22 protein-coding genes are annotated in these 20,430 nt (G+C 37.8%); 1 reads left to right on the plus strand and 21 read right to left on the minus strand.

The genetic code is table 11. From position 1 onward, the window contains the following. Nucleotides 1-30 precede the first annotated feature (30 nt). From dinG to AC1FXZ_RS05535, 12 genes are all read right to left on the minus strand, one after another. Entirely contained in the window at nucleotides 31-2,850 is a 2,820-nt protein-coding gene (gene dinG, locus AC1FXZ_RS05480; protein ID WP_480051699.1) for an ATP-dependent DNA helicase DinG, read from the minus strand. 27 nt (nucleotides 2,851-2,877) lie between these two features. Next, entirely contained in the window at nucleotides 2,878-3,858 is a 981-nt protein-coding gene (locus AC1FXZ_RS05485; protein ID WP_480051700.1) for a tetratricopeptide repeat protein, read from the minus strand. A 62-nt stretch (nucleotides 3,859-3,920) separates the two neighbouring features. Then, nucleotides 3,921-4,304, minus strand: a complete 384-nt coding sequence (gene panD, locus AC1FXZ_RS05490) for an aspartate 1-decarboxylase (RefSeq protein ID WP_480051701.1) — start codon at nucleotides 4,302-4,304, stop codon at nucleotides 3,921-3,923. A 12-nt stretch (nucleotides 4,305-4,316) separates the two neighbouring features. Beyond that, nucleotides 4,317-5,159: a pantoate--beta-alanine ligase gene (gene panC / locus AC1FXZ_RS05495; protein ID WP_480051702.1), complete on the minus strand. Its 843-nt coding sequence runs from the start codon at nucleotides 5,157-5,159 to the stop codon at nucleotides 4,317-4,319. Continuing rightward, nucleotides 5,156-5,995, minus strand: a complete 840-nt coding sequence (gene panB / locus AC1FXZ_RS05500) for a 3-methyl-2-oxobutanoate hydroxymethyltransferase (RefSeq protein ID WP_480051703.1) — start codon at nucleotides 5,993-5,995, stop codon at nucleotides 5,156-5,158. The genes panC and panB overlap by 4 nt, the downstream gene beginning before the upstream one ends. A 238-nt stretch (nucleotides 5,996-6,233) precedes the next feature. Next, nucleotides 6,234-7,211: a biotin--[acetyl-CoA-carboxylase] ligase gene (locus AC1FXZ_RS05505; RefSeq protein ID WP_480051704.1), complete on the minus strand. Its 978-nt coding sequence runs from the start codon at nucleotides 7,209-7,211 to the stop codon at nucleotides 6,234-6,236. Then, nucleotides 7,208-8,344 carry a CCA tRNA nucleotidyltransferase gene (locus AC1FXZ_RS05510; protein WP_480051705.1) on the minus strand — a complete coding sequence of 379 codons (1,137 nt, stop codon included), beginning with the start codon at nucleotides 8,342-8,344 and terminating at the stop codon, nucleotides 7,208-7,210. Before AC1FXZ_RS05510 ends, AC1FXZ_RS05505 begins: the two co-directional genes overlap by 4 nt. 22 nt (nucleotides 8,345-8,366) lie before the next feature. Continuing rightward, nucleotides 8,367-9,494, minus strand: a complete 1,128-nt coding sequence (bshA, locus tag AC1FXZ_RS05515) for an N-acetyl-alpha-D-glucosaminyl L-malate synthase BshA (protein ID WP_480051706.1) — start codon at nucleotides 9,492-9,494, stop codon at nucleotides 8,367-8,369. Then, entirely contained in the window at nucleotides 9,491-10,210 is a 720-nt protein-coding gene (gene bshB1, locus AC1FXZ_RS05520; RefSeq protein ID WP_480051707.1) for a bacillithiol biosynthesis deacetylase BshB1, read from the minus strand. Before bshB1 ends, bshA begins: the two co-directional genes overlap by 4 nt. Next, complete coding sequence (locus AC1FXZ_RS05525) at nucleotides 10,203-10,613, minus strand: methylglyoxal synthase (protein WP_480051708.1); 411 nt, start codon at nucleotides 10,611-10,613, stop codon at nucleotides 10,203-10,205. Before AC1FXZ_RS05525 ends, bshB1 begins: the two co-directional genes overlap by 8 nt. A gap of 38 nt (nucleotides 10,614-10,651) precedes the next feature. Then, the gene (gene dapB, locus AC1FXZ_RS05530; RefSeq protein ID WP_480051709.1) at nucleotides 10,652-11,452 is read right to left on the minus strand and encodes a 4-hydroxy-tetrahydrodipicolinate reductase; all 801 of its coding nucleotides are present in this window, start codon (nucleotides 11,450-11,452) and stop codon (nucleotides 10,652-10,654) included. Beyond that, nucleotides 11,445-11,792, minus strand: a complete 348-nt coding sequence (locus AC1FXZ_RS05535) for a nucleotide pyrophosphohydrolase (protein WP_480051710.1) — start codon at nucleotides 11,790-11,792, stop codon at nucleotides 11,445-11,447. Before AC1FXZ_RS05535 ends, dapB begins: the two co-directional genes overlap by 8 nt. Nucleotides 11,793-11,960: 168 nt before the next feature. Here AC1FXZ_RS05535 and AC1FXZ_RS05540 point away from each other — a divergent pair, with 168 nt between their 5' ends. Continuing rightward, nucleotides 11,961-12,833 (plus strand): YitT family protein, encoded by an 873-nt coding sequence (locus AC1FXZ_RS05540; protein ID WP_480051711.1) that lies wholly within the window; start codon nucleotides 11,961-11,963, stop codon nucleotides 12,831-12,833. A 115-nt stretch (nucleotides 12,834-12,948) separates the two neighbouring features. Here AC1FXZ_RS05540 and AC1FXZ_RS05545 read toward each other — a convergent pair whose 3' ends face one another. From AC1FXZ_RS05545 to AC1FXZ_RS05585, 9 genes are all read right to left on the minus strand, one after another. Continuing rightward, nucleotides 12,949-13,626, minus strand: a complete 678-nt coding sequence (locus AC1FXZ_RS05545) for a zinc metallopeptidase (protein WP_480051712.1) — start codon at nucleotides 13,624-13,626, stop codon at nucleotides 12,949-12,951. A 118-nt stretch (nucleotides 13,627-13,744) separates the two neighbouring features. Next, nucleotides 13,745-14,533 carry a sporulation protein YpjB gene (gene ypjB / locus AC1FXZ_RS05550; protein ID WP_480051713.1) on the minus strand — a complete coding sequence of 263 codons (789 nt, stop codon included), beginning with the start codon at nucleotides 14,531-14,533 and terminating at the stop codon, nucleotides 13,745-13,747. Between the two features lie 75 nt (nucleotides 14,534-14,608). After that, nucleotides 14,609-15,205 (minus strand): lipoprotein heptaprenylglyceryl N-acetyltransferase LhaT, encoded by a 597-nt coding sequence (gene lhaT / locus AC1FXZ_RS05555; protein ID WP_480051956.1) that lies wholly within the window; start codon nucleotides 15,203-15,205, stop codon nucleotides 14,609-14,611. 67 nt (nucleotides 15,206-15,272) lie between these two features. Further along, complete coding sequence (locus tag AC1FXZ_RS05560) at nucleotides 15,273-16,055, minus strand: c-type cytochrome (protein ID WP_480051714.1); 783 nt, start codon at nucleotides 16,053-16,055, stop codon at nucleotides 15,273-15,275. A gap of 52 nt (nucleotides 16,056-16,107) precedes the next feature. Further along, on the minus strand, nucleotides 16,108-16,779 hold the full coding sequence (gene qcrB / locus AC1FXZ_RS05565) for a menaquinol-cytochrome c reductase cytochrome b subunit (protein WP_480051715.1): 672 nt from the start codon (nucleotides 16,777-16,779) through the stop codon (nucleotides 16,108-16,110). 15 nt (nucleotides 16,780-16,794) lie between these two features. Further along, nucleotides 16,795-17,289, minus strand: a complete 495-nt coding sequence (locus AC1FXZ_RS05570) for a Rieske (2Fe-2S) protein (protein WP_480051716.1) — start codon at nucleotides 17,287-17,289, stop codon at nucleotides 16,795-16,797. Nucleotides 17,290-17,840: 551 nt separating this feature from the next. Then, nucleotides 17,841-18,302, minus strand: a complete 462-nt coding sequence (locus tag AC1FXZ_RS05575) for a YpiF family protein (RefSeq protein WP_480051717.1) — start codon at nucleotides 18,300-18,302, stop codon at nucleotides 17,841-17,843. 145 nt (nucleotides 18,303-18,447) lie between these two features. Beyond that, a complete protein-coding gene (locus AC1FXZ_RS05580) occupies nucleotides 18,448-18,996 on the minus strand; it encodes a ReoY family proteolytic degradation factor (RefSeq protein WP_480051718.1) in 549 nt (182 codons plus the stop codon). 105 nt (nucleotides 18,997-19,101) lie between these two features. Next, nucleotides 19,102-20,355, minus strand: coding sequence for a tetratricopeptide repeat protein (locus AC1FXZ_RS05585; RefSeq protein WP_480051719.1), 1,254 nt, complete (start codon nucleotides 20,353-20,355; stop codon nucleotides 19,102-19,104). Nucleotides 20,356-20,430 lie beyond the last annotated feature (75 nt).

The following is a 20,430-nucleotide window of genomic DNA, read 5'->3' on the forward strand; positions in this document are numbered from 1 at the left end:
TCCATTAGTTTTGATGTGAAGATTGAACATTTACATAAAGTCTTCGAACTGTTCAAGCAGCACTTCTAACTTCGCTTCATGTACTGGAACATCCGGTAGTGACTTTATAAATTGCTTCCCATAACGAGTTGCAGAAATACGCCTATCCAAAACAAATACACAACCACGATCTTGTGTGGTTCGAATAAGGCGACCGAACCCTTGTTTAAAACGAATGATTGCTTGTGGCAAGGCTATTTCCATAAAAGGATTCCGGCCTTCCTCTTTCGCTTTTTCATATTGTGCTTGAAGCAAGGGTTGGTCAGGTGGAGAAAATGGTAACCTAACAATCACAAGTGTACGTAATTCATCACCTGGTAAATCAATACCTTCCCAAAAACTACTTGTCCCAAAAAGAACAGCTTGGTTGCTTTGTTTAAACATTTTCATCAGTTTCATACGACTTCCACTTGTAACCCCTTGACCAATTAATTGAAAAGCTCCTAGTTCATTATATTTTTTCACATGGGAATACACTTGTTTTAGCATCTCATAAGAAGTAAATAACACGAGCATCTTGCCTTTTGAGACTTCCATCATTCTCCATAACTTAATGGAAACTTCAATAGCGAAATCTTTCTCTGATACCTCCTTAATAGCCGGTATATCAGTAGGTAAAAGTAACCTAGCTTGCTCCTTATAAGAAAAGGGAGAAGGGATAACACTCTTTTCCACACCAAAATCAACTAAACCTAAACGCTTTTCTTGATAATCGAATGTTCCATTTACAGAAAGGGTTGCCGAAGTCATAACAACGCTTTTTTTCTTAGCAAAAAACTGATCTGCAAGCAATTCCGATACATCAATCGGTTTGCTATATAAAAACGTTGCGTTTCTAGCTCCTCTTGGTTCGACTTCAATCCAATAGACTATATTTGGGTCATATTCCAATAAAAGTTCGTATAAATTTTGTTCTTCTTCATATATAGATTCAACAACACTTTCAAAATTTGCAATAAATCCACGACCCTTATAGGTCATGTCTTCTTTTTTGTCAGTAAATGACTTTAACAATGCATTAATCTGACCAAGAGAGTCTTTTGTTTGCATATGGACACGCATAGCACATTCGAGAATTGCTTGCCATTTTGCACCGGACTCTTTATAGCTTTCGTAGCGATATCGTAGACGACCTACATCAGTTGCACTTGCCTTATTCTTTTGCACAACATAACTATGAAGCATTGTAAATAAATCATCCACTTCTTCTTTTAACTGTTGGACTTTTTCTGATATTACATCAGCCTTTAGATTATTTTGAATTTGGTAATCATTAACTAATTGTTCAAACTGATCAATCATCCCATCTTCTTGACCCAATCCTAAACGTTGAAACAAATAAGAGAACGTAATAAAGTCAACTTTCACGCCTAAATGATCACTAGCAGTATCTTCTAAATGATGAGCCTCATCTAAAACGGCATAGGAGTATGTTGGCAATAATCGTTGATCATGTACTAAATCGGTACATAGTAATGCATGATTCGTAATAATTAAGTCTGCCCCTTGCGCCCTCCTTCTAGCCCTATGGTAAAAACACCGAGAAAACCAAGGGCTATAACGACCTAAGTCGGATTTAGCATCACTTTGAACTTCAAACCAAAAGCCCCTACCACCGGATGGAAGGTTCAATTCCTCAATATCACCATGTTCTGTTTCCGTTAACCATATTAATATCAAAGCTTTCGTTAGTGCTACATCGTAACTATCGTCGTGAACTTGCACTATTGATTGTTCGAACTTGCGCAAACATAAATAATGACTTCTACCTTTCAATAGCGCAGCCTTCACGTTAAAAGGAAGTAGTTTTTCGAGTAATGGTAAGTCACGTGATAATAATTGTGTTTGGAGTGGAATAGTTTGTGTACTTATAATAACTGGTTCATTACTTGTTTGGGCAAAATAAGCAGCAGGCAAAAGGTAGGCTAATGATTTACCGGTTCCCGTTCCTGCTTCAATAATTTTATGTACACTTTGCACAAAGGCTTCATTGACTTCAAGCATCATTTGCTGTTGACCAGGACGGAGCTCGTAATTCATGAAAACATTTTTTATAATTCCATCTTGGTTAAATAGCTCTTTCATAAAATCAGTAAATTCTACATCGTTTTTTTTATTTTCCTCTCGCTCAACTTCATTCACTTTCTTTAAAGCGATTTGACGATAACAATCGTATTTCTGATCATCCGTTATCCCTTTTGTTAGCTTTTCCTGAATTAAGGATTCTAACATAGGCTCTAAGTCACTTTTAAATTTTCTTGATATTGGAACTAACTGTTGAAGAGTTAAAACTGGTAAATTTTTTAATTTATGTAATAAGCTTAACAACAGTGTTGCAGTAACTTCTGCATCACTATCAGCTTGGTGTGGCCTATCATGAGAAAAGCCTAACTGATCCGCCAAATGCCCTAGTTTATAACTTTCTTGTTGGGGTAATAAAACCCTGGATAGTTCCACTGTATCAAACACTGGCATTTCAGGGAATTTATATCCTTCCAATTCGATTTGTTTTTTTAAAAAAGACTGATCAAATTCAACATTATGAGCAACAAAGATGCTTCCTTCAAATAATGGTAATAATTCAGGAATAATCTCATGAAAAGAAGGGGCATTTGCTACAACATTATCGGAAATGCCCGTTAAGTCCTCAATAAAAGGTGGAATGGCTTGCCCAGGGTTCACAAAAGAAGCAAACGTTTCTACAACTTCCCCTTCACAAATCACAACCGCACCTATTTGGATCACTCGATCACCTTTTGACACCGAGTGACCCGTGGTTTCAACATCAACTACAATAAAACGCTCGTTCATAGTCCACCTCGTTTATAACCGTACCTGCTATATAAGTTGAAATCGGGTAATTTCCGGCCAACTTTTTTTTAACCAATTCAGTGAATAAATAATATTTTTGTTTTCAGGTTCCAATTGAATTGCTTGCTGAAAGTAATTCATCGCATTTTTCTTATCATCTAACAAAGCATGATTCCACGCTAACCCATGTAAAACTTGTACGGAATTTACCTGTTTTTCTTGTATCCTTTTATAACAATGAATAGCTGTGTGATATAAACCATGCCACTCACATACGTAAGCAAGAGCGAATAAAGCCTCTGTTGTATCTAGAAGGGAAATGCTCGTTGTCCATGATATAAAAGCTTCGTCCTTTTTTCCTGCATGCCACTGGCAACAGCCGAGATAGAAAAATGCTTCACCATCATCCGGTACTTGTTCAATATATGTTAAAAAGTATTCTTCTGCTATGTGAAATACTTCAATAAAGTAATAACACACCCCTAAATTATACATAACATCTGTAGACGAAGTTAGATCATTAGCTTTGTCAAAAGCAACAATTGCATCATCTATTCTTTCCTGCTTTGTATGCACACACCCTAAACCTACGTAAGCAAAATGCTTAAAATATGGCTGATAACTCGCTTGAATGACGTAAATAAATGTTTCTTTTGCTTTTTCAAATTGGTTAGAAAAAAGATAAGCAAATCCTAAATATAGTCTACGCAAGTCATCTTTTTCACCTGTTGCATATTCTTTTTGTAACGTACTAGCTGCTTGTTCGAACATGTCCAATTCATAAAAATTTGTTCCTTTAGATTTATATGATGTTTTTTTAATGTCTTGATTTTCTATACTTTTAAGATCATGTATCTTTTCATCTAATTCTGTCCATTTATCTAACAGCATACCCGCTGTTTCTTCTAAATAAGCAAGTTGATTTTCCTGTTCTGCTTCAGGCAAATATGGCCATTTTTTTTCTATATTCTCATAAATGGCATTCCACGATGATAACCAGTCCTTCAAAAAAACCCCTCCTCTCGATCCTATAGTAAAAGTGTTTATCGAAGAGGAAGGGAATATGCGAATTATAAGACGGTAGAAGCTGGCTCTTGTCCTAACATTTCAACAATTTTATTATCTTCATTCATAATAGCAATTTTAGGATTGTGATTTTTCACCTTTTCTTCAGCTACAAGTGCATAGGAAATGACAATAATGACATCTCCCTCTTGAACAAGCCTAGCTGCAGCGCCATTTAAACAAAAGACATTACTGCCTCGCGGGCCTTTAATAACGTAAGTTTCAAACCTTTGTCCATTGTTATTGTTTACTATTTGCACCTTTTCATTTTCTGCAATATCAACAGCATCCATAATGTCTTCATCAATCGTGATGCTCCCAACATAATTTAAATTAGATTCTGTCACACGAGCACGGTGAATTTTTGCTTTCATCATTGTACGATACATATAGTTTTCCCCCTACACTTCCAAAATGTAATTATCAATTAAACGTGCTTTTTCATAGTGATAAGCAAGGGCGATTATAATTTGACCACTTACTTTTTCAATTGGTTCAAGAGTTGGATATTGTAATATTTCGACATAGTCAACTTTCCCTAAACCTTTATTGAGTTGATTGTTCATTTCATTTAAAATCGTCAACCGATTCGTTTCTCCTGAGCGAATCAGGTCTACAGCTTCCTTAAGTGTTTGGTAAAGAAATGGAGCCTCTTTTCTTTCTACATCTGATAAATATACATTTCGAGAGCTTTTTGCTAATCCATCATCCTCACGAACAATTGGACAAGGTTTTATACTAACCGGTATATTGAATGAATTGGTCATATTCATAATGACTGCTAATTGTTGGGCATCTTTTTGACCGAAATAGGCTGCATCTGGTTGAACGATCTGCAATAACTTTAATACCACAGTTGCTACTCCATCAAAATGCCCAGGACGGCTTGCTCCACAAAGTACATCTACACCACTCGTGACATGGATGGTCATCGGCATTTTTGTAGGATACATCTCACTTACAGCTGGATAGAAGATAAGGTCTATGCCAGCCTCTTTAGCAATTTGTTCATCCCTTTTAAAATCACGAGGATAACGATCTAGATCCTCATTCGGACCAAATTGAAGTGGGTTTACAAAAATGCTTAGAACGATAAAATCATGCTCTTTTTTTGCAGCTTCAATTAGACTTACATGACCCTCATGCAAATATCCCATAGTTGGAACGAAGCCTATTGAGAACCCTTGCTTTTTCGCCTCTTTAACTATATTTCTAACAGACTCTATGGTTTCAACTACTTTCACGAATTAACGCCTCCGTATAAGCCTGCTAACGCTTCATCACTCATTGTAAACGAATGCTCTTTTGCTGGGAATTTACGTTCTTTCACTTCGGCCACATACGTTTGTAATGATTGGTTAATAATTGGTGATAACTGGGCATAACTTTTTACGAACTTAGGGACATGAACGTCACCATAACCAAGTACATCATGATAGACAAGTACTTGACCATCAGTATCTACACCAGCACCAATTCCAATAATAGGGATATTACACTTCTCTGAAAGCATTGCACCTACTTGTTCAGGAACACACTCAATAACAATGGCAAAAGCTCCAGCTTCCTCTAACGCTTTTGCATCTTTTAACAGCTGCCTTGCTGATTCAACGTCTTTCCCTTGAACCCTATATCCACCTAATACTCCAACGGATTGTGGCGTTAACCCCAAGTGACCCATTACAGGGACACCTGCTGCTGTTAGCTTTCTAATTGTTTCAATAACATCGCCAGCACCTTCTAATTTTAATGCGTTCGCACCACCTTCTTGTAGTAAACGCCTCGCATTAGAAAATGTTTCGTCATCGCTACTATGATACGTCAAAAAAGGCATATCTGTAACGATAAAGGTGTCCTTAGCACCTCTACGTGCTGCTTTTGTATGAAGCACCATATCATCCATCGTCACAGGAACGGTTGAATCATAACCTAAAACGACCATACCAAGAGAATCACCGACAAGAATCATATCCATTCCTGCTTGTTCTACCAGTCTAGCAGCTGGTGCATCGTACGCTGTCATCATTGTAATTTTCTCGCTTGCTTTCTTCATTTTCATAAAACTAGCTGTTGTTTTCATTCTTCTTCCTCCTTATTTTAGAGGAGGGCTTCATACTCGTCATATAAAAAAGGACTGACCTAAAAGAACACAAACGTGTCACGTAGGGGTCAGTCCCTTATAAATAAATTGACGTCATTATGATGAACCCCTCTGTCCTAGTCCTTAAATGGATCAAGGCAGATCCGCTATTCATGAATCAATCGGTGCAGTTCCAAATCGGATACCACCCATACGTAAAAAGTATAACAGATCTTCTTTAGGATTGGGAAGCAATTTCAATATCTGCTGAATAGATATGATGAATGGTACCATTTTCATCTTCCAAAAGGAGGACACCTTCATCGGTAATTCCTTTTGCAAAACCATAAATAACATCTCGTATTGTCCTGGCATAGATATAGGTTCCTATACTAATTGAATTTGCTTCCCATAGTGACCGTATCATATCAAATCCTGCTGAGAGGTATATATCATAAAGTTGTTCAAATTCATTTAATATCGATGAAATCACTTGGGCTCGTTCAATATGACTTCCTTTTTCAACAGCTAATGAAGTGGCCAAATTCTCAATCTCCTTTTCAAATTCACCCTCATTTTGATTGACATTAATCCCAATCCCAACAATGATTGAATGAACACGATCAGGGTCTGCCTGCATTTCCGTTAGAATACCGACAAGTTTTTTGCCATTCAACATAATATCATTGGGCCACTTAATATCACAGCTAATTCCTGTTAATGATTTTATAGCTCGAACGACAGCAACAGCCGTAAGCAGTGTTAATTGTGGTGTTTTTTGAGGTGGGAGCTCCGGCCGAAGGATGATACTCATTGATATACTTGTTCCAAGTCTTGATTGCCATTTCCTTCCGAGCCTTCCTTTTCCAGCAGTTTGTTCATTCGCAACGATCACGTGGCCTTCTCGTGCTCCTTCTTGTGCTAATTTGTGGGCAACATGCTGGGTTGAATCAATCGTATCAAAATACGTAATCTCTTTTCCAATCCGATTCGTTTTAAGACCCACTTTTATCTCATGCGCATGAATACCATCACCTTTGCTTACTAATCGATACCCTTTTCTTGGGGCAGATTCGAGCTCATATCCATTCTTTCTAAGTTCATCAATATGTTTCCAAACCGCAGTTCTTGAACAGCCTAACTGTTGACTAATTTTCTCACCTGATACAAATTGACCTGGATTTTCGGCAAAAACTTTTAAGACCTTCTCCTTCACAGCTCTTCCCTCCTTTCATCCAAAACGTTCAATAATTCAGACTTTTTATTTTCACATTGCTTCGTCACCACTAACGTCTCTGCTAATCTTAATGCTTTATTAATCCACGGGCCTTGCTTGCGATTCCACTCTAATAAGTCTCTTCCTGTTATTGCAAGCTCTGATCGTTTTTTAATTGGTAAAGACTCATGTATCGCTAATAGTTGATCAACCGGTTGCGTTTCTTTTTCAGTTAAAAAGCGTAATTTTTCTACGTCAATCGCAACATGAACCGATGCATCGTAAACAGAGAGTGGATTCCAGTCCATTTTATTTCGTTTAATGAAATAGCTATGTCTAACCCGTACTTCACGGGTCAATTCTTTAGATAGTGTAAGCTGTTTCAAAAATAATTCATCTTCCTTTTGTACGCAAATACAAAAAATAGACCAACAAATTGTATCCGATTCCAGCTTTAACGTACGTAACTTACTTAACTGATTCAAAGTTAATTCTGTTAAAGCAAGTTGAGAAAGAGAATGATACATTCTCGTTTCCTTCATTAACGTTAACGCTTTATTTCGATACTCACCCTTTAACAATTTAATCCATTCATTTACAATTCGCTCAACAGCGACAGCTTCAAGAAGTTGATGCTCTTCTTTTATCGTTTTGATTAAAGCATCATCAACATCAAACCCTAACTGACTAACGAAACGTATAACACGCAGCATCCTTAAAGGGTCTTCGATCATTCTACTCATTGAGTCAGTTGATCTCAAGAGTTGCTTTTTTAAATCAACCTTTCCGTTCACATGATCAATCAAATGCTCGTTGTTATCCATTGCTAAACTATTTATCGTTAAATCGCGTCGTTCAAGGTCTTCTTCTAGTGTTGTGCCTCTTATTGTTGTCACTTCAAACGATTCCATCTGAGAACGAACTATCACGGTTTGATGTTGTGTATTCATTATATACGAGTTTGGAAAGATAGCGCACACCTTATCTGGAGTTGCCGTTGTAACAATATCAATATCAGCAATCTCTCTCTCTAACAGAAAATCCCGTACCGCACCACCAACTATATAGGCTTCATGGCCATTTTCTTTTAAAGTATGTATAACTTCTCTAGCTTTCTTCCATCCATTCCCCAAAAAGTTTCCTCATTTCTCGTTACTAGTTCTTCAAAACTTCATGATAAAGTTTCTCGTATTCAGATACAATTAATTGAGAATGAAATACAGATTTCACTCTTTCCATACCTCTAAGAGCAAATGCTTCATGCTTTTCTTTATCCTTAAGCAGCTCAATCGCTTTATCTGCAACACAGTTTATATCGCCAACTTCACAAAGATATCCTGTCTCACCTTCAAGCACAACCTCAGGAATTCCTCCTGTGTATGTACCGATAACCGGAACTCCACAAGCCATTGCTTCTAATGCGACAAGACCAAAGCTTTCTTTCTCACTTAGTAGTAGCATGAGATCACTCATCGAGAGCAGTTCCGCAATATGCTTTTGGTTCCCTAAAAACAAAACGTTCTCCTCGACTCCTAACTCTTTTACTAATTGCCTTGCCACCACTAAATCAGGACCATTTCCAATTAAAAGTAACTTTGCTTTCAACTGCCCCGAAATCTTTGCAAAACTTCGCACAACATCTGACACTCTTTTCACTGGTCGAAAATTGGAAATATGGATTATCACGTGTTCATCATCCGCCAAACCGTAATGCGCTTTTAACTCATCAACTTTTCGTTTCGTATACACACGTTCATCAATAAAGTTATATACTGTCTCAATTGGCTTATCTGTTGAAACAAGTTCCCTTGTTTGTATAACAAGATCATTTGAAACCGCCGTAACAAGATCTGACTTCTCAATCCCAAATCTTATAATGTCTTTTAGCGACGGATCATAGCCAAGTACCGTAATATCTGTACCATGTAAGGTCGTAATAATCTTCAGATTATTATTTAACATTTGTTTTGCTAAAATAGCGCATATAGCGTGTGGAACAGCATAGTGTACATGAATAAGATCTAACTCTTGCCTCTTCGCCACTTCAGCCATTTTACTTGCAAGTGTTAAATCATAAGGTGGGTATTGAAAAACAGAATACTGATTCACTTCAACTTCATGATAATAAATATTTGGATAGACTCGATCAAGACGAAAAGGTACGCTTGAGGTTATAAAATGTACCTCATGCCCCCGTTCCGCTAATAATTTCCCAAGTTCCGTTGCAATAACTCCAGATCCCCCCACAGTTGGGTAACAACTGATGCCAATTTTTAATTTCATAGACGGTGATCCTTTCTGGCAAATAAGTTTGTTACGACTAACGGTTTAGAAGTTTTGAAGCCTTCTGCATATGTAAGTCCAACTTCTCTTCCAAATAGACGTTCCCTAGCCTCCACTACAGATATATAATCATTCGTTAAAGGGGTGTCAACTGAATCTGCTGATTTTATAAATTGACTTTTATAAGCTAACAATGCTTGTTTTTTTGTTTTCATATGTTCAGTAACATCAATAACAAAGTCAGGATGTTCATAGCCATTGATAAAATAAAAAAATACGTCATCTGGTCTATATGCTTCAAGGCGCTCTTTACATTGATAGCGCTTTATACCTGCATTAAAACATGCCTCTTTGACAATTTCACTACAAGCCCCATGATCCGGGTGACGATCTACAAAGTAAGGTGCAAATACAATAGTCGGTTTATACCTTCTAATAACTGAAACCACTTCAGCTAATTGGTTCTCCGTTATTGTCTTCAACCCTCGATCAGGTAAGCTCAATTGAATTCTTGTTGATAATCCTATAATTTTCCCTGCCATCGCCGCTTCTTGTTGTCTTATATCAACCGTACCATTTGAAGATAATTCCGCTTTTGTTAAATCACATATTCCTACGCGATAGCCTTCTTGTACAAATTTAGTTAATGAAGCTCCCATCCCAATTTCTGCATCATCGGGATGGGCACCAAAAGCAAGGACGTCTAACCTAGCCATTATATTCGTCCTTATCGGCTTCACGCCAAGAAAAGTCTCCACGTTCTAATCCCTTAATCAGGACTTCTGCCGTTCCAAGGTTCGTTGCAAGTGGCACGCTTCTGACATCACACAAACGAATAAGCGCTGTTACATCCGGCTCATGTGGTTGTGCAGTTAATGGATCACGGAAGAATAAAATTAAATCAAACTTATTTTCTGCAACTAGTGCTCCTATTTGTTGGTCTCCACCTAGTGGACCTGATTTAAAACGTGTTACAGTCAATTCAGTAGCTTCCATCACACGTGTTCCTGTTGTCCCTGTTCCAAATAGTTCATGTTTAGCTAAAATGTGTTCATAGGCTGTTGCGAATTGAACCATGTCCTCTTTTTTCTTGTCGTGAGCAATAAGTGCGATTTTCATCCGAATTCTCCCCTTTTTTATTCTAGTTTGTTATTTTCTTATTCAATAATTTGTTCTAATCCATAAACTAACGTATCTAATCGTAATACTGTGTCAACAGCTAATTTAACTCCTGGCATAAATGACGTACGATTGATTGAATCATGACGAATCGTTAGTGTCTGCCCAACACCACCGAATATTACTTCTTGGTGAGCTACTAGGCCTGGTAAGCGAACGCTATGAATTCTCATCCCCTCATGATCTGAACCTCGTGCACCGGCCATTTCTTCAATTTCATTCGGGTGACCTTGACTCTTTTGCTCCCTTACTTCAGAAATAAGCTGGGCCGTTTTTATAGCAGTACCTGATGGTGCGTCTAACTTACGGTCGTGATGACGTTCAATGATTTCAACATCCGGCAAATATTTTGCAGCCATTTGCGAAAATTTCATCATTAGAATTGCCCCAATTGCAAAGTTAGGTGCTATAATTGCCCCAATTCCTTTTTCTTCTGCCGTTGCTCTTAATTCCACAATGTCTTGATCACTAAAACCAGTCGTTCCCACTACTGGCCGAACACCATTTGCAAAAGCGATCTCCATATGTTTTTTCCCAAAGGCTGGTGCAGTTAAGTCAATTAGGACATCAACTTCAAGTTCTTCAAAACAACGTTGCATGTCTGTATAGATCGGTACTTCAATTTCATGAAAACCTTCTAATTCGTTTAGTTTCATACCCTCATGCTTCGAATCCACAGCAGCCACTAATTGAAATTCCTCTGTAGCCGTTACCATTTTCACAGCTTCTTTACCCATATTTCCTCGTGGTCCAGCCACAACAATTTTTACTTTATTCATCTGTTACACCTTCTCCTTCGATTCTTGTCCAACGATTCTGATCCCTAGTAGAAAATTTTTCCATCACTAAATCAAATGCTTCTTCTAAATCAATATGTAAAGAGTTCGCAAAACAAATTAAGACAAACAAGATATCGCCCATTTCCTGCTCCATTGTTTGTTCTTCTTCAGTTGATTTCTTTGGCTTTTCACCATAGTAATGATTCACCTCGCGAGCTAACTCACCGACTTCTTCGCTCATCCTAGCCAACATAGCCAACGGGCTAAAATAACCTTCTTTAAACTGTCCGATATATTGATCAACTTCATCTTGCATTTGTTTAATCGACTTCTCATCCATGTCGTTCACCTCACATTCCTAACAAATCCATGTTATCGAAATGTTACGTTTTTGACAAATAAAAAAAGCTCAGTTGCCGTTATTTAACACTTTCTTTATAATAAGCATGAAATTCTAACAACCATTTATGTTTCATTTGTACCTATATATTATCACAAGGAGGGCTTTATGGCTTACAAGGTTCAGTTCAAAAACATACTTTTTATTTTATTAGGTTCTGCTATCCTTTCTTTCGGTCTCGTTTATTTTAATATGGAAAATAATCTAGCTGATGGGGGATTTACAGGTATTACCTTAATCCTTTATTTCTTGTTTCTATTCAACCCTGCAATTACGAACCTTATTTTAAACATCCCACTCTTTTTTATAGGTTGGAAGGTTTTAGGGAAAATTACTTTTATCTATACAATAATAGGTACAGTAGGAGTCTCCATCTTCCTTGAGATTTTTCAACGATACACGGTTGTTCGTATTCCACTTCAAGATGATATGACGTTAGCTGCGCTATTTGCAGGTGCATTTATTGGGGTTGGCCTTGGAATCGTCTTTCGTTACGGGGGTACGACAGGAGGAGTTGATATTATAGCCAAACTAGGTTTTAAGTATCTTGGATGGAGTATGGGGAAAACAATGTTCTTGTTTGATGCACTAGTGATTGCATCATCGCTAATTTATCTAAACTATCGAGAAGCAATGTACACTCTTGTTGCTGTTTTTATCGCAGCGAAAGTCATTGATTTCATTCAACAAGGTGCTTATTCAGCAAAAGCTTCTCATATTATCTCTGATAGAGTTCCAGAAATAGCTGATGCCATTATGAATGAAATGGACCGAGGAGCAACAATTTTAAAAGGTAAAGGGAGTTTCACGAAAACTGATAAGGAAATTCTTTATTGCGTGGTGGGTCGTAATGAGTTGATTCGCTTAAAAACATTAGTAGAACGAATCGATCCTCATGCGTTTGTTACAGTGAATGATGTTCAAGACGTTATTGGTGAAGGCTTTACTTTAGATGAAAATAAAAAACCACTACAATTGTAACCTGACCTACTCAAAAAAAAGAGGCTTATCTGCAATTAAACCATTCCCAGGAGATACAGTAGTAAACACCACTGTGTCTCCTCTTTCGGGTTAGGTTTATTGAGATAACCTCTTTTTAATCATCGCCGTTCATACCAATATACATTAAGATAAAGCGTACAAGTTCAAGTAGAGCAACAAGTGCACCTGCAACATATGTTAATGCCGCTGCATTTAACACTTTTCTAGTATCACGCTCTTCATCATTACGAATGACACCGGTTGAAACAATTTGTTCCATCGCACGGCTTGATGCATTAAATTCAACTGGTAATGTTACAAGTTGGAACAAAACAGCAGCTGCCATTGCAAAAATACCTAATAAAATGAAACCCGAAGCTCCCATTAAAATACCGGCTAAGATTAAGAAGAAGGAAGCATTGGATCCAAAGCTTGCAACTGGAACAAGCGCGTGACGAAAACGTAAAAAAGCATAATTTTCAGCGTCTTGAATAGCGTGCCCAACTTCATGAGCTGCCACAGCAGCACCCGCTACAGAAGTACCATGGTAGTTGTCTGTAGACAAGCGAACAATCTTTGAACGTGGGTCATAATGATCTGTCAGTGTCCCACGTGTCTCCTCTACTCGAACATTAAACAAACCGTTATCATCTAAAATCTTTCTAGCCACTTGTGCCCCTGTCATGCCTGATGAGGCATGCACTTGAGAATACTTTTTATAAGCGCCTTTCACTCTCATCTGTGCCCAAATTGGGATGATAAGTAGCAAAATAAAGTATACGAGAAAAGCCATCGAATGTACCACCTCTGTTGTTTGTTCTTACCTAATATTTTAAAGTGAACATCAAACAAAGTCAAACAAAAACACTGTAATTACAGTAGTTACGCAAACTTATCACATTTTCGTCACATTACTCTTTCGCCCTTACTTTTTGTTTCTCAGCTTTGTACTTTCGATACCCAACATATGTTAACGACATCGTGATCATACCACCGATCGTAAACATCACCCACCAAAGCGAAGGATCTGCACTGTCTTCTTTTACACGATTGTATAAATTCGACCACTCAGATTCCATCATTTCTATGTGAGACATAACTTTATCTTGATCCACACTTTCTGATCTCATACGATCCAAATATGTTACTTGCGACTCTATTTTTTGAAGAAGCTGAGGTTCAATATCAATAAACAATGCAGGTCGAACCATATCATAATGACGCATAAATTCATTTAAACGATGTTGATAAGCTTGGTTCTCTCCTTGTTTAACCTCCTCCTTCATGTTTGCTAAAGAGGTCATTATTGTCTTTTCGGTATGCAACCACAATGGATGGTGTTCACTAGATAGAGCGTCCACTGCCAAACGAAAGGTTGTTACTTTGTTAATCCTTTGGTCGATTCCCATATTTACTGCAGTTACAGCCTCAACCGCTCCTTCAAACGTTGTAGTAACCGTTCTGAGCGAGCTCATCGTGATACCCTCTTCTTGAAAATCAACGTCCAAAAAGGTGACAGAGAAATAATCCAACAATTGCTTAGCTTCCTCTAATTGTTCTTGCTTGACTAACTGAAGGATTTGGTCTGATGTGTGATTTAATTCTTTCCATGTATGTAGCAACGTCGTTTCATCTGCATGAATATTCATCGGACTACTTAAAACGAATACGGCTACCATTGCCATGATAACTTGACGCATGTTTGTCCCTCCTTCTTCTCATAACATCCTATGATTGTTTGGACAAGAGTAGACCAAGAAAGAGAGACAAATTATTTATTGAATTTCTAACTTTAACCGGTTCTTTCTCACACCTAACCAATATACAATGGTGATTGATAAGATACTAAGCCAAAAAGTGAAATATCCAATTAGATCAATATCGGGCATTAAACGAGAGGATACCCATGGATGCATCATGAAGACATAATCAATAACGTCATTATGTAAAGTCCAAACGGCAGCAATAAGTAAATGCCATGGCTTTATGCGAAAATACGGCATATATAAAATCGCTTGTAATGCCATACCAGCATGAGAAGCGATCAACATATAATTTTGCCAATTAAGGTTATCACCAGCTACTCCACCGGCAATATTCATTACGACTGCCCAGATCCCATATTTTATCAATGTCACTGCAGCCAACGCTTCGATTAAAGGCCAATTTCTTTTCATTAAAAATGCAAGTAAAACAAAGACAAAAAACAAACTAGCAGTTGGACTATCCGGGACAAACAGTAAGAACTGATTAGGTGTAATCGCCAATTGATCTTGATACCAAATATACCCATATATCGTTCCAGGAATATTGACAATCAATAAAAAGACAATGATCCATTTATAACCAAACATAGATAATATATTTCTTATCATCAACATACCTGCCTTTTTTATTTTTGATAAGAAAAAAGCTGACCATAATAGTCAGCTTTTTCTTCTACTCATCTTCAGGTTGACCATGAGCAGCAATGTATTCAGAAAGGATTTCTAGTTCCTCATCTGTACCTTCAAACAAATCACCAGGCATTGAGCCAATACCATGAAGGATTACATCCATTACTTCTTCAGCAGATTTCTCTGTATCAAGTAAGGATGGTCCACCTGCTCCACCTGTCATTGTATCACCGTGACAACCAATACATGATGCCTGCGCAGTGTAAATTTCATACCCATGGGCATCGGTATTAATGTCACCTTCTTCAACAATAGCTCCTTGTTCTGCAGCAGCTTCCCAGTCATGTTGATCAACTGATTCCCACGTTAAGTAGAATACAGAAATAAAACCAAGCAACATCATACTAGTAGCAATCGGGCGTCTAAGTGGACGACGCTCTTTTCCAGTATCTAACCATGGTGCAAGTAACAGCGCACCAAAAGCAAGTCCTGGCATAACGATCGTTCCGATAACATTGTAGTCACCAGATGCATATTGATATTTAAGTAACTGATACAAGAATAAGAAATACCAGTCAGGTAATGGAATATATCCAGCATCAGTAGGATCAGCCATTCGCTCAAGCGGCGCTGGGTGAGCAACCGTGATGAGAAGGTAACCCATTAAGAATACAGCTCCAACCATCCACTCTTTTAAGAGGAAGTTCGGCCAGAACGCTTCCGTTTTACCTGGATACTCCGAGTAGTCTTTTGGAATGTTAGGTTTACGATTGTTTGCCTTAACACGAGAGTCACCGACAAACTTCATTCCTTTACCACGTTCCATCTCGTTCCCTCCTTTTCAATTGTCAGCTAAACGCATATTGAGTAATTAAATCTTACAACGGTCCAGAAATACCTTGTTTACGGATCATGTAGAAGTGAGCCGCCAATAAACCAAGCAGTGCTGCTGGTAAGAAAAAGACATGAATCGCGAAGAAACGAGCCAAAGTTGCAGCACCAATAATCTCTCCACCGGCAAGCAACGTCTTCGTAAAGTCACCAATAATCGGTACACTTTCAGCAATTTGAAGTACAACTGCTGTTGCGAAGTATGCCTTCATATCCCAAGGTAATAAGTAACCCGTTACCCCTAATGCAAGCATAACAAAGAAAATAAGGACACCAACTACCCAGTTTAATTCACGAGGCTTCTTATACGATCCCGTAAAGAAGACACGTAATGTGTGTAAAAACATCATAACAATAACTAAACTCGCGCCCCAGTGGTGCATACCTCGTACAATCACACCGAAAGCGACTTCATTTTGTAAGTATGCTACTGATTGATAAGCGTTGACGATATCCGGTACATAATACATTGTAAGAAACATACCAGATAAAATCTGAATAACTGTAATAAAGAATGTTAATCCTCCAAAACAGTAAACGAACGCAGAGAAGTGGTGAGCCGGGTTAACGTGCTCTGGTACTTCGTGATCGGCAATATCGCGCCACATAGGCGTAATATCGAGACGCTCATCAACGTAGTCGTAAATTTTTTGAAGCATCGATTACGCCCCTCCTTATGTTCGCTGATTAATTTGACCTAAGTATACTTTTCCATCTTCCACTACAACATCATAAGCATCTAGTGGACGCTGTGGAGGTGTACCAGGAACGTTAATCCCTTCTTTATCAAATCTTCCAAAGTGGCATGGACAGTAGAATTCATTTGGATCCTGTGTTCCATAGGCTACTGTACATCCCAAATGCGTACATGTCGGAGATAAAGCCGTTACTGTATTACCCCGAATATAAATGTACGCTTCACGAGTCACTTCAGATTCATACCATGCATCAACTTGCTCAAAGGAGAAGCTGAACTTTTGTGGATCCTCCGTTAGTTCCTCCACATCACATACGTAAACCAAATCAGACTCTGCCCCTGCCCTTAAAGCAGGATCAAGCGCAAATCGAGCCATTGGCATTAACATACCTGCTGCCATAAAGCCGCCGACACCCGTAAGTGTGTATGTTAAAAATTGTCTTCGTGAAACTCTGTGGTCTTTTTCACTCACTCGTTTTCCCCCCTTACACATTAAGGTCGACCCATAAATGGGTAAAATTTAGCACATATAATACTAGGACATACCCATAATAATACAACACGAAATAATAAGCAACAATTTCCGCATTCTGGCACAAAATCGGCAAAATTACATGGGTATATGTGTGAAAAACATCCTTGACTATCATAACAGGTTTTGCTATATATTTCTAACAATAATTAGATTGAAAAAAGTACCAGTATTTATTGATCTTTTTGAAAGGCTGTTACTTTGTTGTTTTGGGGCTTGCGTGTATTCACATGTTCGTTTCATTTCGCTCCAGTCACTCGCTTTCCGTGGGGAGGTGCCGAGCCTCCTCGGCTGCGCCTGTGGGGTCTCGCCCCTACCTCTAAATCCCACAGGAGTCGAGTGACTTCCACTTCATTTCACACGAGTAAAAACTTTCTAATAGCAACAATCATTACGAAATGAAAACAGTCTTTTGAAATAAAAGAAGCTTCTCTAGGCCTACAAAAACAAACCTAATTACGAAGCTCCTAATTTCATTTCAATGTTACTTTCTACTCACTTTGCCATTTATTTGTCATGATCGGGATAAGTTGTTTCAATTGATCAGAGATGACATCTCTTTTATAACTCGCTTCCATATGTTCAAGAGGGATCGTAGGAAGCCAAAGTAACATCCCTTCCAATTCACTCTCTACAGATTTCCACTCGCCATCGGATGTCAAGTAAACAATGTGCTTAATACCACCTTTGCTTAGCTCTTCTTGCCAGCTTCGAATTCGTTCTATTCGACTTGATACATTTTCTGATTTTAAATAAGTGAAAGCAGGGAACTGGACAACTCGTCCACGAAATTGCTTCTCAATTTCAAGAGTAATTATCGAAATAAATTCACCCATCGCAACTGTTTGTTTCACTTCCTTTTGCCACGCCAATGGGACCAGAGGTATGATAGCTGTGTCCACATACTCTTTCGCTTGTAAATATGTATCAATTTCATTCGCTTGCCATTTCATAGTAAACACCTTCCAATTCCAACAGTCTGCTCTTATTTTACCTTGAACGCAAAATAAGCACAAATAAAACAGGGTGACTTTTCCCATAAATTTCTCATTGCGAACATTCTCACCCAACAGAAATTCATGAAAGTCACCCTGTATTTTATTTGTCTTCTTCTAATTGTTTTAATTTATCAACTAATTTATTGAATCGGTCTTGATTTTGTTCATCCAACGCCTGATCGATCTGCTGTAAAAGTTGTTCTTTCTTAAATTTACTTATTGAGCGCTTCAGAAGCCATTCCGTTTCTTTTTGAAAAACAACGGCAAGTTCTAAATCTTCAGGAACATGCGGATTCTCTTCAAGAACCACTAGATAAGGTGGATACTGTTTCGAACCATTAAAATGAAGTTCGATATAGATATCCTCCTTGTAGTTTAGCCGAATATCATGAAAAGCTTTTTCCGCATCCGTTGTAATATGTTGTTCCTTATGAAACGAAAACGGAATGCTATCGACTCCTTTAGCCGATATAATTAAAGCTTTTGGAGTATGCGCAGCCTGTTCAACAAAATGCACTCTTTCCATTAATTCATCATCACTCATCAAATAATTTAATAACCAAGCACATTCTCGTCTTTTTAATTCAAACTGTTGCAAAAAAGTTTTAAGAAACTCTTTCTTATCTACAACTGGAATGATGTTGCCCATGCTTCACCCCTCCTTATATCTTCTCCATTCATGACTATTCATTAGGTAGATTGTATGATGTTAGTATTCGCTAAATAATTTATATTCCCTTTAAAAAGAGCAAGATCAAGTTAAATTTTGAAGCAACTCTGCAATATCCATTCTTTCAGGTTCAAGCTTAAGAATCTTGTTAAACTTTTCAATCGCCGCCGCTTTTTTTCCGTATTCAAGCAGAAAGTAACCATACTCTTCTAAAAAGTCGATATCTTCAGCAAAAGCACGCTCAATCTCTTTAAATCTATTGTAGGCTCGATCGTAATCGTCTTCTTCTTTTAAAGCTGTTGCTTCATACCATGAATAGAGTACATCTTCTTCACCGTACTCACGCATATGCTCCATTAAGTCAAGTAACTCTGAAAACGATTCAGTATGCTTTAAATAAGCTGCCAATGTTTGAACAGCATCAACATTCGAAGGATTAAGGGCAATTACTTTTCTTAAAAATATCTCTCCTTCAGTAGGTTGTTGACGTTTGAAGCTTAATTTTCCTGCGTGAATATATAGAGCTTCATTATATTCATCGACACTTAACCCTTTCTCTAACGTTTCAATCGCTTCATCAAGCCTGCCCTCTGCTTCATAGGCCTTTGCTAAGTACGTATATAAGCTTGAGTAATCAGGATCTAATGCCATTAATGCTTCAAGTTGTTCTATTGCCAGAACCATATCACCTAATTGATAAGCTGTAAATCCGTAACCAAATAACGCATTCGCGTCGAGATGATTTTTTATTCCTTTTGCGTAATATAGTAACGCATCTTCAAATTGTCCAGTTGCACTATATGCGTCTGCTAACAACAATTCTATGTGTACATTAGGAATATGTTCACCAGAATGAACTGCTTTTTTTAAAAAAGGAATGCTTTTTATGTAATCTCCACGCTCTAAATAAAATTCCCCAAGACCGAAATAAATAATCGGTTCATCTGGTGCAGCCTCGTATGCAAGCAGCAATTTTTGTTCAGCGACTTCATCAAGAGATTGCAATTGATAAAGATCTGCAAGTAGTAGTTGAGCCTGTAAAAATACAGGATCATCTTTTTTTATTTCTAACAATAACTCAATTGCTTCATCTTCTTCGTTCATATCTATTAAAAGCTCTGCCGCAAATGCAAATAAACTACCTTCATCAGGATAGAGCATTAATAATTCATCAACAATTTGTTTTGCTTTTTCAACATGACCTAATTCATGGTAAAGTTCAGCAATGTCGTGTTTCAATTGATGATTGGCACCTTTTTCAAGACGTGCTAATTCTGCTAACCCTTTTTCGACGCTCCCACTCTCTATATCCTTTACGACTTTTTCAAGTACATCCATGTATAGTCCCCCATTATTCACCATCTATTACTCCTCTTCGACAACAAGCTATAATCCCCTTTATAAAAATAGAAG

Source organism: Halalkalibacter sp. HAAS-P014, assembly GCF_056619965.1.

What these genes read in the sequence shown, in the direction of transcription:
- dapB (WP_480051709.1), bottom strand. Translation starts at nt 11,452, where the DNA reads ATGAATAAAGTAAAAATTGTTGTGGCTGGACCACGAGGAAATATGGGT.
- bshB1 (WP_480051707.1), bottom strand. Translation starts at nt 10,210, where the DNA reads ATGGCTAGGTTAGACGTCCTTGCTTTTGGTGCCCATCCCGATGATGCA.
- AC1FXZ_RS05560 (WP_480051714.1), bottom strand. Translation starts at nt 16,055, where the DNA reads ATGGAACGTGGTAAAGGAATGAAGTTTGTCGGTGACTCTCGTGTTAAG.
- panD (WP_480051701.1), bottom strand. Translation starts at nt 4,304, where the DNA reads ATGTATCGTACAATGATGAAAGCAAAAATTCACCGTGCTCGTGTGACA.
- ypjB (WP_480051713.1), bottom strand. Translation starts at nt 14,533, where the DNA reads ATGCGTCAAGTTATCATGGCAATGGTAGCCGTATTCGTTTTAAGTAGT.
- dinG (WP_480051699.1), bottom strand. Translation starts at nt 2,850, where the DNA reads ATGAACGAGCGTTTTATTGTAGTTGATGTTGAAACCACGGGTCACTCG.
- AC1FXZ_RS05525 (WP_480051708.1), bottom strand. Translation starts at nt 10,613, where the DNA reads ATGAAAATCGCACTTATTGCTCACGACAAGAAAAAAGAGGACATGGTT.
- AC1FXZ_RS05535 (WP_480051710.1), bottom strand. Translation starts at nt 11,792, where the DNA reads ATGGATGAGAAGTCGATTAAACAAATGCAAGATGAAGTTGATCAATAT.
- AC1FXZ_RS05540 (WP_480051711.1), top strand. Translation starts at nt 11,961, where the DNA reads ATGGCTTACAAGGTTCAGTTCAAAAACATACTTTTTATTTTATTAGGT.
- AC1FXZ_RS05575 (WP_480051717.1), bottom strand. Translation starts at nt 18,302, where the DNA reads ATGAAATGGCAAGCGAATGAAATTGATACATATTTACAAGCGAAAGAG.
- qcrB (WP_480051715.1), bottom strand. Translation starts at nt 16,779, where the DNA reads ATGCTTCAAAAAATTTACGACTACGTTGATGAGCGTCTCGATATTACG.
- AC1FXZ_RS05580 (WP_480051718.1), bottom strand. Translation starts at nt 18,996, where the DNA reads ATGGGCAACATCATTCCAGTTGTAGATAAGAAAGAGTTTCTTAAAACT.
- panB (WP_480051703.1), bottom strand. Translation starts at nt 5,995, where the DNA reads ATGAAAACAACAGCTAGTTTTATGAAAATGAAGAAAGCAAGCGAGAAA.
- AC1FXZ_RS05545 (WP_480051712.1), bottom strand. Translation starts at nt 13,626, where the DNA reads ATGGCTTTTCTCGTATACTTTATTTTGCTACTTATCATCCCAATTTGG.
- bshA (WP_480051706.1), bottom strand. Translation starts at nt 9,494, where the DNA reads ATGAAATTAAAAATTGGCATCAGTTGTTACCCAACTGTGGGGGGATCT.
- AC1FXZ_RS05585 (WP_480051719.1), bottom strand. Translation starts at nt 20,355, where the DNA reads ATGGATGTACTTGAAAAAGTCGTAAAGGATATAGAGAGTGGGAGCGTC.